Source organism: Kitasatospora sp. Ki12, assembly GCF_054601375.1.
Genome location: NZ_BAAIHT010000003.1, coordinates 1,371,946 through 1,385,748, shown reverse-complemented (window position 1 = coordinate 1,385,748; position 13,803 = coordinate 1,371,946). Strand labels below are relative to the sequence as shown.

General features: G+C 76.8%; 9 protein-coding genes. 6 read left to right on the top strand and 3 right to left on the bottom strand.

The features are described from left to right. The first annotated feature begins 2 nt into the window (after positions 1-2). The 5 genes from ACYP53_RS36685 to ACYP53_RS36665 all read left to right on the top strand — a co-directional run bounded on the left by ACYP53_RS36685 (position 3) and on the right by ACYP53_RS36665 (position 8,120). Positions 3-1,517 (top strand): lipopolysaccharide biosynthesis protein, encoded by a 1,515-nt coding sequence (locus ACYP53_RS36685; RefSeq protein WP_459650595.1) that lies wholly within the window; start codon positions 3-5, stop codon positions 1,515-1,517. Next, positions 1,514-2,488: a glycosyltransferase family 2 protein gene (locus ACYP53_RS36680; RefSeq protein WP_459650594.1), complete on the top strand. Its 975-nt coding sequence runs from the start codon at positions 1,514-1,516 to the stop codon at positions 2,486-2,488. Before ACYP53_RS36685 ends, ACYP53_RS36680 begins: the two co-directional genes overlap by 4 nt. Continuing rightward, complete coding sequence (locus ACYP53_RS36675; protein ID WP_459650593.1) at positions 2,485-3,300, top strand: polysaccharide deacetylase family protein; 816 nt, start codon at positions 2,485-2,487, stop codon at positions 3,298-3,300. The genes ACYP53_RS36680 and ACYP53_RS36675 overlap by 4 nt, the downstream gene beginning before the upstream one ends. 99 nt (positions 3,301-3,399) lie before the next feature. Beyond that, positions 3,400-4,356 (top strand): glycoside hydrolase family 16 protein, encoded by a 957-nt coding sequence (locus ACYP53_RS36670; RefSeq protein WP_459650592.1) that lies wholly within the window; start codon positions 3,400-3,402, stop codon positions 4,354-4,356. A 260-nt stretch (positions 4,357-4,616) separates the two neighbouring features. Beyond that, positions 4,617-8,120 carry a protein kinase domain-containing protein gene (locus ACYP53_RS36665; RefSeq protein ID WP_459650591.1) on the top strand — a complete coding sequence of 1,168 codons (3,504 nt, stop codon included), beginning with the start codon at positions 4,617-4,619 and terminating at the stop codon, positions 8,118-8,120. 139 nt (positions 8,121-8,259) lie between these two features. Here the strand turns inward: ACYP53_RS36665 and ACYP53_RS36660 are convergent, their stop codons facing one another. The 3 genes from ACYP53_RS36660 to ACYP53_RS36650 all read right to left on the bottom strand — a co-directional run bounded on the left by ACYP53_RS36660 (position 8,260) and on the right by ACYP53_RS36650 (position 12,071). Continuing rightward, a complete protein-coding gene (locus ACYP53_RS36660; protein ID WP_189913661.1) occupies positions 8,260-8,610 on the bottom strand; it encodes a hypothetical protein in 351 nt (116 codons plus the stop codon). Between the two features lie 86 nt (positions 8,611-8,696). After that, positions 8,697-10,607 carry a glycosyltransferase gene (locus tag ACYP53_RS36655; RefSeq protein ID WP_459650590.1) on the bottom strand — a complete coding sequence of 637 codons (1,911 nt, stop codon included), beginning with the start codon at positions 10,605-10,607 and terminating at the stop codon, positions 8,697-8,699. Positions 10,608-10,622: 15 nt separating this feature from the next. After that, positions 10,623-12,071, bottom strand: coding sequence for an NAD(P)-binding domain-containing protein (locus ACYP53_RS36650; protein ID WP_459650589.1), 1,449 nt, complete (start codon positions 12,069-12,071; stop codon positions 10,623-10,625). A gap of 473 nt (positions 12,072-12,544) precedes the next feature. Between ACYP53_RS36650 and ACYP53_RS36645 the strand changes: the two genes are divergently transcribed. After that, positions 12,545-13,789 carry a carboxylate--amine ligase gene (locus tag ACYP53_RS36645; RefSeq protein WP_459650588.1) on the top strand — a complete coding sequence of 415 codons (1,245 nt, stop codon included), beginning with the start codon at positions 12,545-12,547 and terminating at the stop codon, positions 13,787-13,789. Positions 13,790-13,803 lie beyond the last annotated feature (14 nt).

The following is a 13,803-nucleotide window of genomic DNA, read 5'->3' as shown; positions in this document are numbered from 1 at the left end:
CCGTGTCCGCGCGCACCGCGTCCGCCACCGGGCCCGCCGCCGGTCCCGCCACCCGGCCGGCCCGGGGCCGCCGCGCCTGCTCCTGCCCGCTGCCGCTGCCCTGCGAGTGCTCGTACACCACCCTGCTGCGGGCCCGCCTGCGGGTCGCCACCGCCGGGGAACCGCTGCTGCGCAACGGGCACGTGCTGACCGCCAGTTCGGTCCTCACCGCCGCCTTCGGCGCCCTGTTCTGGATGCTCGCCACCCGCTGGTACGGCCCCGACACCGTCGGCCGCAGCTACGCCGCGCTCTCCGCCGCCGGCCTGCTCTCCGGCATCGGACAGCTCACCCTCGGCGACGTCCTGGTCCGCTTCGTCCCCGCCGCCGGACCGCACACCCGGCGCCTGGTGGCGGCCTGTTACGGCGCCGCCGTCGCCTGCAGCGCCGCCGTCGCCGTCGTCTTCCTCGTCGTGGTCCCCCAACTCGCCCCCGAACTGAGCTTCCTGCAGTCCCCGGCGTACGCACTCGCCTTCGTCGCCGCGACCGCCGGGTACAGCCTGTTCGTCCTCCAGGACGGCGCCCTCACCGGGCTGCGCCGCCCGAACTGGGTGCTCGGCGAGAACGCCCTGTTCGCCGCGGCCAAGGCCGCCCTGCTCGCCCTGTTCGCCGTCTGGGCGCTCGGCACCGGCATCCTGCTGTCCTGGGCCGGCGCGCTCGCCGTCTCGCTCACCGTCACCAGCCTGTTCCTGTTCCGCCGCGGCATCCCCGCGCACGGGCGCCGGCACGCCGACGGCCGGCCGCCCGCCAGACTGCTGCGCTACTGCGCCGCCGACTACCTCGGCTCGCTGTTCCGGCTCACCGCCTACAACATCCTGCCGCTGCTCGTCCTCAACCAGTTCGGGGCCGCCGCCAACGCCTACTTCTCGCTCGCCTGGGTCATCGCCTACACGCTGTACCTCGCCGCGCTCAACATGGGCAGCTCACTCATCGTCGAGGCCGCGCACGCCCCCGAACGGCTCGCCGAACACGGCCGCCGGGTGCTGCGGCACGCCGGACTCCTGCTCGCCGTCGGCGTCGGCTTCGTGGTGATCGCCGCGCCCTGGCTGCTGCGGCTGTTCGGCGCCCCCTACGCCGAGCACGGCACGCTGGTGCTGCGGCTGCTCGCCCTCTCCGCGCTGCCCAACCTGCTGTTCAGCGTCGCCATCGACGTGGCCCGGGCGCGCCGGGCCCTCGGCTGGATCATCGGGCTGCAGTGCGCGTTCTGCCTGCTCGCGGTCGGCCTCGTCGTCGTGCTGCTGCCCGGGTACGGGCTCACCGGCGTCGGCGTCGGGTGGCTGATCGCCGAATGCCTGGTCGCCCTGCCGCTGCTGGTCACCCTGCCGCGCTGGCTGCCCAGGCCGCCCGCGGCCTCGGGTGCGGCCGGTACGGCCGGGCCGTCCGCGGTGTCCGGGCTGTCCGGGGCATCCGCGGTTTCTGGGTCGTCCCGGGCGGCGAGGCAGGCCGGGACGGTGGCCGGACCCTCCGGAGGCGCGCCGTGAGCGGCCCCGCGCCCACCCTCTCGGTGGTCATCTGCGCCTACACCACGGACCGCTGGGACGACCTCGCCGACGCCGTCCGCTCCGTCGCCGCCCAGCGCCGCCCGCCCGACGAGACCCTGCTGGTCGTCGACCACTGCCCCGAGCTCGCCCGCCTCGCCCGTACCGAACTGACCGGCGTCCGCGTCCTGGAGAACCAGCAGGCCCGCGGTCTGTCCGGCGCCCGCAACACCGGCACCGGTGCCGCCCACGGAGACGTCGTCGCCTACCTGGACGACGACGCGGCCGCCGAACCCGACTGGGCCGACCACCTGCTGGCCGGCTACCGCGACCCGCGCGTGCTCGGCGTCGGCGGCCTGATCCGCCCGCGCTGGGACACCGCCCGCCCGGCCTGGTTCCCGCCCGAGTTCGACTGGGTGGTCGGCTGCTCCTACCGCGGTCTGCCCCCGCACGAGGCCCCGGTCCGCAATCTGATCGGTGCCAACATGTCCTTCCGGCGCGCCGAGGTGCTCGCGGCCGGCGGCTTCCGGACCGACCTCGGCCGGATCGGCACCCGCCCGCTCGGCTGCGAGGAGACCGACCTGTGCCTGCGGCTGGCCGAACGCCGGCCCGGCGCCGTCCTGCTCTACCGGCCCGCCGCCGCCGTCCGCCACCACGTCCCCGCCGCGCGCACCCGCTGGGCGTACTTCCGCGCCCGCTGCTACGCCGAGGGCCTCTCCAAGGCCGCCGTCGCCCGCCGCCGCGGGACCGCCGCCGCGCTCGCCAGCGAACGCCGCTACCTGCGCTCGACCGTCCCGCGCGCCCTCGCCCGCTGCCTGCGCCCGGGCGGGGGCGGGCCGCGCCGGGCGGGGGCGCTGCTCACCGGGGTCGCCTGGACGGCCGGCGGGTACGCGGTCGGGCGGCTGCGCGGGGCCCGGGCCGCGGCCGGGGAACGCTCCGGGAGCACCGCGGCCCGCCCGGGGGGCACGCAGTGAGCACCGTCGTCCCGGTCTTCCTCTACCACGCGGTCAGCGACGACCCGCCGGGCTGGATCGCCCCGTACACCGTCAGGCCGCGGGTCCTGGCCGAACAGCTCGACCGGATCGCCGACGCCGGCCTCGCCGTCGTCCCGCTGCACCGCCTGGTCGGCGCGCTGCGCGGCGGACCGCCCGTGCCCGACCACTGCGCCGTGCTCACCTTCGACGACGGCTTCGCGGACTTCTACTGGACCGTCGCCCCGCTGCTGGGCGAACGCGACCTGCCCGCCACCCTGTTCGTCACCACCGGCGCGCTGCACACCCCCGGCCACCCCGCCGACGGCAGCCTGCTGCCGCCCGCCGCGATGCTCAGCTGGCGCCAGCTCGCCAACCTCGACGCGCTCGGCGTAGAGATCGGCGGCCACACCCGCACCCACCCCCAGCTCGACACCCTGCCCGGCCGGCGGCTGCGCGAGGAGGTGTACGGCTGCAAGAGCCAGCTGGAGGACCTGCTGGGCCACCCCGTCAGCTCCTTCGCCTACCCGCACGGGTACTCCAGCGCGGCCGTGCGCCGCTGCGTCCAGAAGGCCGGCTGGACCAGCGCCTGCGCCGTCGCCAACGCCTTCAGCTCCTCCTGCGACGAACCGCTGCGGATCGCCCGGCTGATGGTCCGCGCCGACACCCCGCCCGAGCTGTTCCGGCGCTGGACGCAGGGCACCGGCGCCCCCGTCGCGCCCTTCCCCGAGCGGCTGCGCACCAAGGGGTGGCGGGCCTACCGGCGGCTCCGGGCCGGGCTCGGCCGACCGGTCGGCGGGCCGGTGGAGACGTGACGGCCCGGCCCTGGGCCCCGTACGAGGGCGGCAGGGCCTCGGGGGCACCGGATGCGGGGGCGGGCCCGCGGTGGAACCCTGATCAGGCGAGGTGAGGAGGTGCCCGTCGCCATGGAACGCCGCCGCACGCCGCCGCGCCGCCCCGCCCGGCAGGACCCCGCCCGGCAGGACCCCGCCCGGCAGGACCCGGCCCGCCCGCCGCGCCGCCGTACCCGGCCCGTCCGGTTCGGCCGCCGGGGCGCGCCGGCGGCCGCCCTGCTGCTGCTCGTCGCCCTCGCCGGGTGCTCCGGCGGGGGCGGCGGGGGAGCCGCGCCCGGGGTGGCGAGCCCGTCCGCCGTCCCCACGCAGCTGGCGGCGGCCGCGATGCCGACCGGCATCCCCGGCGACTGGCACCTGGTGTTCGAGGACGAGTTCGACGGCGGCTCGCTCGACCGGGCCAAGTGGTCCACCGGCAGCCCCGACGCCGCGCACCCCGACGGCGTGACCGCGCCCGTCAACACCAAGGAACTCGACTGCTACGACGCCTCCCAGGTCTCCGTCCGCGACGGCCTGCTGCGGATCACCGCCGTGGCGAAGCAGCAGAGCTGCGGCGGCCGGACCCTCCCGTACGTCTCCGGCATGGTCAACAGCAAGGGCAAGTTCTCCTTCGCCCACGGCGCGATGGAGGCCCGGATCGACGTGCCCGCCGCCGCGCCCGGCGTGGTCGCCAACTGGCCCGCCTTCTGGAGCGTCGGCGCCGACTGGCCGGCGGGCGGCGAGAACGACGTGATGGAGGGCCTGCACGGCCGGGTCTGCTCGTACTTCAACTCGGACATCGCCTCCACCGGCTCCTGCGCGGACAGCGACCTCACCGGCTGGCACGTCTTCGGCAGCGACTGGCAGCCGGGGCGGGTCGACTACTACCGGGACGGCGTCCTGGTCGCCACCATCACCGCGGGCGTCACCTCGGCGCCGATGTGGCTGATGGTCGACAACGCCGTCCAGCCCAGCATCGGGGGGCCCACCGCCGTGCCCGCCACGCTCCAGGTCGACTACGTCCGGGTCTGGCAGCGGTAGCGGGGTGCTCCGGGTCCGTCAGGGGCCCGTCCGGGGGTCGTCTGGGGCAGGTCCCGGGGCGCGTCCGGGCGGGGCCGGAGCGGGCTGGTCGGACGCGTCCGGCGGCGGTCGTGCAACCGCTTGGCAGCGTTCCGGAAAAGCGTCCGACACCACCGCTCGCCATGCGGGATGATGGCGCGTCAAAATCGGACCACCCGGACCGGCGCGTGCGTGGGGAGGCCCCCGCGCCGGGCCCGGGAAGCGGGGAGGGGAGCGCCAGCATGGCCACACCGGAGGACGCGGGGGCGGACGACGGCGGTCGACCGGGCCGCCGGTCGGAGGCCGGGGGCGAGCCCCGGCCCGGGTCCCGGCCCCCCGAGCCCCGGACCACGGTGGACCGGCGGCCGTGGCGGCGGCGCCTCGGCGCCGTCCCGGACCGGCCGTCCCGGCTCGGGCCCGTCCCGGGCACCCGGGTCGATCCGGAGGCCGCGACCCGGCGGACACCGGACGGCGGCGGCTCCGATCCGGAGGCGCTCACTCGGGTCGAGCGGGGCGCACCGGAGGGCGGCGCCCACTTCGACCCGGAGGCCCCGACCAGGATCCAGCGGGGCGCACCGGACGGCGGGAACCGGTTCGACCCGGACGCCCCGACCAAGGTCCACCGCCGGGCGGGCGCCGGGCGCTCCGACGGTCCGTCCTGGGCCGCCAAGGTCGGGCCCGGGCCCAGCCGGGGCGGCGGCGGGACGGCCAGCGGCGCGGGGAGGGCCGGCGGCGAAGGAGCCACGCGCGGCGAAGGCGTCACCGGTGCCGGGGGTGCCCGGGGCGGCGCGTCCGGTGGACGGTTCACCAGCGTCTTCCCGGACGCCCTGCGGGCGCGCTTCACGCCGCAGGCCGTGGCCGGTTCCGGCACCGAGGGCACCGTCTGGCACGTCCGGCGCACCGACGGGGGCGGCGAGGCCGCGGTCAAGGTCGCGGTCGCCGGCCAGTCCATGGACGCCGACCTGCTCGCCCACCTGCGCAACGACGACTACCGCCGGCACGTCCCGCACATCGTCGACTTCGGCCGGGTCGGCCACCACGGCGGCGAACTCGACTGGGTGGCCATGGAGTACCTGCCGGTCACCCTCGCCGACCACTTCGCCGGCCTGCGCCGCGGCGGCCGGTCCGGCGACCGCCGGGAGGCCGAGCGGATCGTCTATGAGCTCGTCGCCCTGCTCGACTTCTGGCAGCGGCGGATCGAGCGCAACCCGCTGGACTTCAAGCCGGCCAACATCCTGGTGCGCCCCGGCCGTCCGCCCGGCGAGTTCGTGATCGCCGACTTCGGCGGCGTCGCCCGGCTCACCGCCAGCCGCCGTTTCACGCCCGAGACCATCGTCACCATCCCCTACATGGCCCCCGAGCAGCTGGCCGGCCGCAACCACGAGGCCGGCCCCTGGTGGGCGCTCGGCAACGTCCTGTACGAGCTGTTCGTCGGCCGCCCCCGCTTCCTCGGCGCGGACGGCCTGCTGATCAGCGACGAGGCGCTGCAGCTGGAACTCGTCCTGGGCGAGGAGGTCGACCTGACCGCCGTCACGGACCAGCGCCAACTGCTGCTCCTCCAAGGGCTGTTCACCAAGAACCCGGACGACCGCTGGACCGCCTCGCAGGTCCGCAGCTGGCTGGCCGGCGGCAGCCCCGCGGTGGTCCGGCGGCAGGCCCAGCCGGACGGCGGGCGACCCACGCACCGGCCGGTCACCTTCTTCGGAGCCCCCTTCACCGACCCGGCCAAGCTCGCCGAGGTCCTGCTCCGGCGCTCCGGCGACGCCGCCCGCTGGCTCTCCGCCGGAGGCGCGGAACGGCTGCGCGACTGGCTCCGCGACGACGTCCAGGACAACCTCTTCGACCTGCACTACCTCACCGACGTGGCCCGCGCCCCCGGCTCCCGGCGGGACGCCGTCGCCGCCCTCGCGCTGCTCGCCTTCGGCGCCGCGTTCGCCCCCTCCGCCACCCCGTGCTACCTCGACCGCCCGATCGACACCCCCGGACTGGAACGCATCGCCACCGAGGCGGACGGCGCCGCCTTCATCGACGACCTGGTCAGGACCGGCGCCCCGGCCGTCGCCGCCCGCTACGACTGCTTCCACCCCGAATGCTCCGGCGAGCACTGCTCGCGGCTGCTCGCCCTGGCCGGACTGCCCGACGTCCTGGCCGAGGTGGACCGCGCGGCACGCGTCGTCGGCGGCGGCCGGCGGGGCGGCGACGGGCTGAGCTCGCAGGAACGCGAGGAGGCGCACCGGGTCGCGGTGTGGCTGAGCATCCGCCCCGAGGAGGGCGACCGGCTGCTCGGCCGGATCTCGCCGCTGCCCGCCGCCCTGCACCGGCTGCCGCTGCCCGAGCGGGTCTCGGAACTCGCCGCCCTGGTCGCGGCGGTGGTGGTGGACGGCGCCCTGGCCGCCGGCGCCGGCCTGCGCACCGTCGTACGCTCGGCGGTCCGGAGGCCCGCGCCCGATCCCGTCGCCGCCCCGGACGCGGTCCGGCGCCGCTGGTCGGCGCTGCGGCGGCGGGCGGTGCGGGCCGACCCGGGGGAGGAAGCCGGGCGGGCGGCGCTGGTCGCCGCCGTCGCGCTGCGCCCGCGCGGCCGGGGCCGGGCCGAACAGTCCGCCGCCGAGAGCCGACAGGGCGGGACCGGCCGGGACGGGCGGCTCGGGCGGCTCTGGCAGGCCCGGCCGTGGCAGGGGCGGGAGCGTACGCCGGTGGACTGGCCGGCCCGGGTCCGGGCGTGGTGGCCGCACGCCCGCACCGCCCTGCCGCGCCGGACGGGCGCCGTGCTGCTCCTGCTCCTCGCCTTCGGGCTGCTCCTCTGGGCGGGGGCGGTGTTCCGCTACCCGATCGAGGCCGGGGTCCAGCTCAAGATCTCGCCGGACGAGGCGTTCGGAGGGCCGCTGAAGAAGGCCGGCGAACACGCGGCGCAGCAGGTCGTCGGGCAACTCGGGGCGGCGCTGGTGGCAGCGGCCGTCCTCGCCTTCTTCCCGGCCCGGGTCGGCTTCGGCACCGCGGCGCTGACCGGCATCGGGGCCTTCGCCATCGGCTACCTACGGCTGGGGCCGCCGATGACGGCCGTGGAGGCGCCGAAGCCGGTGGCCGAGCGGGTGGTCATGTTCGAGGGTGGGATGGGCAGTTGGGCCGGCATCGCGGCGGTGGTGGCGATCGTGGTGTCGTTCACCCTGATCGAGCGGGCGGCCGGTCGACTGCTCAAGCCCGCGCACGAGGCGCGGCGGCAGGTCCGGGAGGCCTGGCGGCGGCTCGACGGGCACGGCACGGCCGGGCGGGTGCGGCCGGACGGCAAGCGGTGGCGGACGGGTGGCGAGGGCGTCCGCGACCGGGTGCTGTTCGCGCTCGGCAGCACCGGGGTGCTGGTGCTGCTGCTGTGGGGCGCGGTCGAGGTACGGCTGGCGGCCACCGGGCACCACCCGACGCCGGACTCCTGGGGGACCGGACAGGCCGGCGCGGCCTACCAGGCCGGGTTCGTCGTGCTGCTGGCGGTCGCCTCGCTCGCGAGCACCCTGGGGACGCCGGTCACCGCCCGGGTCCTGCTGGTCGGCTGGATCCTGGCCGCGCTGGTGCTGGGCTCCTGGCCCGGGCCGCTCGGGCCGATCGAGGCGCTGCGGATCCCGGTGTTCCAGGGGCAGTTCGGGTGGTTCGCCGAGCTGTGGGGGCACGGGGCCTTCTGGGCGGCGCTGCTGGTCGCACTCCCGCTCGCGGCGTACGGGACGCTGCGGACCGTCCGGTGGCGGTCGGCGGGCTGAGCGCCGCGGGCCGACGGGGCGGCCGGGCGGCGGGGCAGCCGGGCGGCGGCGAACAGATGACAGCGAACAGATAACAGATGTTGAAATCTGAAATCTGTTCGCTGTCACCTGTCACCTGTCATCTGTTCGCCGTCACTCCTCAGCCCCGCCCCGCCCCGCCGGGCGCGAGCGCTGCCACCGTCCCGAGGCCGGCCAGCACGACGAGGGCGAGCCCCGGCGTGAGGTGGTGGGTGAGGAACAGCGACTCGGCGACGACCGTCGCGCACCCCAGGCTGACGGCGACGCTCAGGACGCCCAGCCGAAGCCGACGCGCCGCCGGGGCGCGATCGGCGGCGCGGTGCTCGGGCGGCAGCCGGCGGACTATCGGGAATCCGGGGAGCACCAGCCCGACGCCGATGATCACCGCGATCCGCAGCGGGGCGCCGGCCGGGAGCAGCAGGGCCAGCACGGGCAGCCAGGCCGCCGCCGCCAGCGCGAGCCGCCCCGTCACGTCCGCCCGCCGGACGGCGACGCCCGCCCACGGTCCCGGCCCGCGCGCGCCCCGGTGTCCGGCCCCGTGTCCAGCCCCGCGCCCGGTCATGGCGACCGCCCGGCGGCGACGGACGGCGTGAACTCGTACACCGTGGCGTCCTGGTTCCGGTAGAGCACGGTGAACTGCGAGTTGTCCGCGAGCTCGGCCTGGATCTGCGGCAGCCCGACCGACAGCAGCCCGGTGGCGTGCACCCGGCCCGCCTGCGCCTTGTTGAGCATCAGGTAGACGTGCCGGGGCTGGTCGCCGACCAGGGTGTCGAGCGTCCCCGCCGGGTCGACGGCGAAGCCGCGCCGGGCCCACTCGCCCTGCATGTTGATCCACACCCGCCCGTACTTGTCGTAGGAGGTGTAGCCGCCGGGGAAGTCCTCGGTGACGCCGACGATCGTCGAGCCGGGCGGGGCGTGCTGGAACATCCAGACGGACGCCTGGGTCTCGGCCTGGGTGAAGTAGAGCGCGTACTCCTTGCCGTAGTAGCTCAGCGAGAACCCGGCGAACAGGGTGGCCAGCAGCACCGGCACGGCGACGGTCCGGCCGGCCCGGGCGAGGGCGAACCGGGCCCGCCGGCCCGCTCCGAGGAGCATCGCGGCGGTGCCGAAGGCCGTCGCCGGGAGTCCGAACATGTAGGCACGGAACAGCATTTCGCCGTCGTAGCTGTTGGCGACCAGCAGTACCACCGGCGCCACCGCGAGCAGCGGCAGCGCGGTGCGCCGCAGCGAGGGGCGGCGGATCAGCGCGGCCAGCGCGAGCAGCCAGACCGCGGCGGAGAGGGTGCGGTCGGTCCAGGCCACCAGCTGCTGTCCGCGGGAGGCGAGCGACAGGTTGATGAGCCCGGCTCCGGCGTTGCCGCCGGGCTGGGTGAGCCCGTGCACCATGGTGGCGATGTTCGCGGACAGGAACGGCCGGGCGACGGTGAGGTCCCAGGCGGCGGTGAGCAGCACGGTGGCGAGCAGCAGGGGCAGGACGACCGGCCGGTTGCGCCGGGGGAGGGCGAGCGCGGTCAGGCTGACCACCAGCATCAGCGGCGTCAACGGGTGCGAGCAGACGATCGCGGCGACCGGCAGCAGCAGGACCAGCAGGGTCCAGCGCACTCCGACGGGCGGGAAGGTGGGCCATCGGGGCCGGTGCAGGGCGTGGGCGCCCCGGCCGAGGGGTCCGTCCCGGGTGGGGGAGCGCCCGCGCGGCCCGGCCCTGGGCAGGCAGCGCACCACGGTGGCGATCACCGCGACGTACAGCACGAAGGTGAAGGTCTGCGGGGCGAAGTAGTCCTGCGTCACCCAGAAGCAGCAGTAGAACACCCAGGCCCCCGCCCAGACCAGCCGCCGGCTGCGGGAGAAGGTCCGGTAGAGCATCACCAGCGGTCCGAGCAGCAGCGCGTCGGCCAGCGGCGGCGCGTACGGGGCGTAGGAGAGCGCGGAGTGGATCCCGGTGGCCTTGACCAGGAGGCCGTTGACCGCGAAGAAGCCGGGCCACTGGCTGTAGACGTCCAGCCCGTGGTCGTTGGCGGTGGGCAGGCCTCCGGCGCGCAGCAGCACGTCGACCATCGACACGTGCTTCCACGCCCAGGCGTTGCTGAGCTGGGAGTAGACGAGCGGGGTGCTGGCGTGCAGGACGGCGATCAGGGAGAGCAGGTAGCCGGTGTAGAGCCAGCCGGGGGTGCGGCGGTCGCGCAGGGCGGCGGCGAAGCCGAGGGTGAGGGTCGCGGCGGCGGCCCAGAAGGTCCAGGGCAGGGCCTCGATGAGTCCGAGGTCGCCCATCCGGTCCAGGCGGACGTGGTGCAGCGAGACCAGCCAGAGGGCCAGCGCGGCCGGGAGCAGGACGCGGGCCAGGAGGCGCGCGGTGAGGTGGTCCGGGGCCGGTGCGGGAGGCGGGGGGAGGACGTCCCGGGATGTGGGGGAGGGGGACGCGGTCAGGGCCGGTCCACGGTGGTCCGGGTGCGGTTCGGGCGGGCGGGCCATCGCGGTCGTCTCCCCTCAGTCGCGCGCCGGTGTCGTGTCCGGGCCCGCGGTGTCAGGGCCCGCGGCCGTGTTCGGGCCTGCGGTGGTCGGGGCGGCCGTCGCGGCTGCCCCCGTGCGGACCGGGATCGCCCGGCCGCGCGCCGAACCCGCCAGGGCCGCGCCGAGCCGGCCGGCCGCGAAGCCCGTACCGGCGACGAAGCGCAGCACCGGTCCGAAGGTCGCGGCGGCGGACAGCCCGGTGAAGTACAGCCCGGGTACGGAGGACTCGAACCCGCCGGTCAGCCGGGGCGATCCGGCCACCCGCCGGACGGCCCGCCGCAGTTCGGGCCCGAGCAGGGCGAGCCGGTCGACGTCCACCCGGTAGCCGGTGGCGGCCAGCACGTGGTCGACGTCCAGGACACGGGTGCCGCCGGGAGCCCCGTGCAGCTCCAGCCGGACGCCGCCGTCGGTCGGCCGGATCCGTTCGATCCGGTGCCCGGCGAGCAGGGCGAGGCGGCCCTCCACGCGGTCCCGGAGCCACCAGGCGCCGGACGGTCCCAGTACCTCCCGGACGAGCCGCAACCGGGTTCGGTCCGGCAGGTGGCGGAAGGCCCACGGCACGGTGGCGTAGGCGGACAGCGACCAGCCGGGGCCGAGGGTCGAACCGGGCTTGACGATCCGCTCGGGCAGCGGCCGCTCGGCGGGCAGGTCGGTGTCCGGTGGCTCGCCGAACAGCAGGTGGCGGGTGCGCGCCACCACGGTCGGCTCGGCGCCCGCCTCGGCGAGCAGCGCCGCGCTCTCCAACGCGGACTGCCCGGCCCCGACCACCGCGACCCGCCGCCCGGCGAACCGGGTGAGGTCGTGGTGGTCGGCCGTGTGCGAGAGCAGCCCGTCCGCCGCCAGGCCGGCGAACTCGACCGGCACGTATGTGTAGGGCCCGAGCCCGGTCGCCAGCACCACGGCGGCGGTGCCGAACTCGGTGCCGTCCGCCAGGCCGATCCGGAACCGCCGGCCGTCCGCCGCCACCGCCCGCACCGCCGTCCGCTCCAGCTGCGGCACGCAGCGCCGCTGGAACCACTCCCCGTAGCGGATGAACTCCTCGACCGGCACCGGCTCCCGGTCGCCGCCGGGCGGCCGCCCCTCCTGTGCGCGGAAGTCCTCCAGCCGGTGCCGGCGGCCCGGGTCGGAGATGGAGGAGGCGCGCGGAGTGGACTTGAGGTACATCCCGGCGGGCATCCGGTCGCGCCAGCTGTCCATCGGCTCGCCGAGGACCCGGAAGGCGGTGCCGCGGCGGCTCAGGTGGGCGGCGACGGCCAGGCCGTACGGTCCGGCGCCGATCACGGTGACCGGAACATCCCCGGTGGCCCGAACCTCCCCGGCGATCGGTGTGGATCCGGTGGCCGGTGCGGATCCGGTGCCCTCTGCCGCCCGGTCGGCCGGGCCGTTCGCGTCGGTCGGCCCGGTGGCGTCGGCCGGCCCGTTCACGTCGGCCCCCCTCGCCACGGGCGGGCGTGCGGAGGGCCGGGCGGGGCTGCTCGGGTCGACGGCATGACACGTCCTCCTAGGGCCGAGCCCCCCGTCCCAGATTGCACCCGGACGGCCCTCGGCGACAGTCCGAAGCGGATGGTCGGCCGGTCGCTCTGCGTGCTCGCCGACGTGCCGCCCCTTCGACCGCCCCGGCCCGGGCGTCCATCGTCGGCCGCCTCACCGCGCGCGTCCCAGGCCCGTACGCTGCCCGCACCCCGGCCCGTACGCCGTTCGGGCTCCGTCCGTCTCCGGCCCGTACGCCGCCCGGGGCCCGTCCGTCTGCGGCCCGTGTCGCCGGGACCGGACCGAGCGCTCGGGGCCAGAATGGAAGGTGACCCGGCGCCCGGTACCCGGGCCCGCCGTACGGCCCCCACCTCGCTCGCCCCGCCCCCTCCGCAGCCCCGCCCGCCAGCCGCTACGAGGCCCCCACCATGCCGGACCACCGTCACCCGCCGCCGCACCCGCTCGACCCGGACCGGACCGTCCCGGCCCTGCTGGTCAAGGTCGGCCACTACCCCGAGCACCCGGGCGGCCTCGGCGTGATCCGCACCCTCGGCCGCCTCGGCGTGCCGGTGTACGCGATGGTCGAACACCCGCGCACGCCGGCCGCCGTCTCCCGGTACCTGACCCGCGGCTTCGTCCTCCCCAGCACCGGTCTGGAGGATCCGGCCGAACTGGTCGAGCGGATCCGGGCGGCCGGGCGGGTCATCGGCCGGCCCGCCGTCGCCGTCGCCACCGACGACGAGGGGGCCGTCCTGCTCGCCGAGCACGCGGAGGCGCTCGCCGACCGGTTCCTGCTGCCGCCGGTGCCGCCCGCGCTGCCGCGCGAACTCGCCAGCAAGGCGGGCCTGTACCGGCTCTGTATCCGGCACGGCGTCCCCACCCCGCGCGCCCTGGCGCCCGGCTCCCGGGACGAACTGCTCGCCACCGCCCGGCACTGGGGCTACCCGGTCGTGCTGAAGAACCTGGAGGCCTGGACCCGGCTGCGCCACCCGGTCGTCCGTCACACCACGGTGGTCCCGGACGAGGCCGCCCTGCGCGCCCTCCTGCCGGCGGACGGACGGCCCTCGGTGCTGCTCCAGGAGTACCTGCCGAAGGAGCGCTGCGAGGACTGGATAAGCCATCTCTGGATCGGTTCGGACGGCGGCGCCGGGTCGGCGCCGGACACCGTGTTCACCGGTCGGAAGGTGCGCTCCTGGCCCCCGTACTCCGGGGTGACCACCCGGGCGCGCGCCGTGCCCAACCCCGAACTCGCCGCCCTGGCACTGGGGTTCTGCCGCGCGATCGGCTACCGTGGCGTCGCCGACCTCGACTGGCGCCGCGACCTGCGCGACGGCCGGTACCTGCTGGTCGACTTCAACCCGCGCACCGGCGCCCAGTTCCGCGCCTTCGAGTCGGTGGACGGCGTCGACGTGGTCCGGGCCCTCCACCTTGGCCTCACCGGGCGCCCCGTCCCGCCCGGTCCGCAACTGGAGCGCGGCTTCGCCGTCGGGCAGCTCGACCTGCCGTCCGCCCTGGTCAGCGCCTGGCACGATCGGCGGATCCCGCCCGACCTGCGCCCCCGGCGCGGCACCGAGCGCTCCTGGCTCGCCCGGGACGACCCGGCCCCGGCCGCCGCGGAAGTGCTCTGGTTCGGCGCGGCCGTCGGCCGCAGGCTCCGCCGCGCCCTCGGCTGACGCCGCCGGGCCCG

What these genes read in the sequence shown, in the direction of transcription:
- ACYP53_RS36665 (WP_459650591.1), top strand. Translation starts at nt 4,617, where the DNA reads ATGGCCACACCGGAGGACGCGGGGGCGGACGACGGCGGTCGACCGGGC.
- ACYP53_RS36655 (WP_459650590.1), bottom strand. Translation starts at nt 10,607, where the DNA reads ATGGCCCGCCCGCCCGAACCGCACCCGGACCACCGTGGACCGGCCCTG.
- ACYP53_RS36645 (WP_459650588.1), top strand. Translation starts at nt 12,545, where the DNA reads ATGCCGGACCACCGTCACCCGCCGCCGCACCCGCTCGACCCGGACCGG.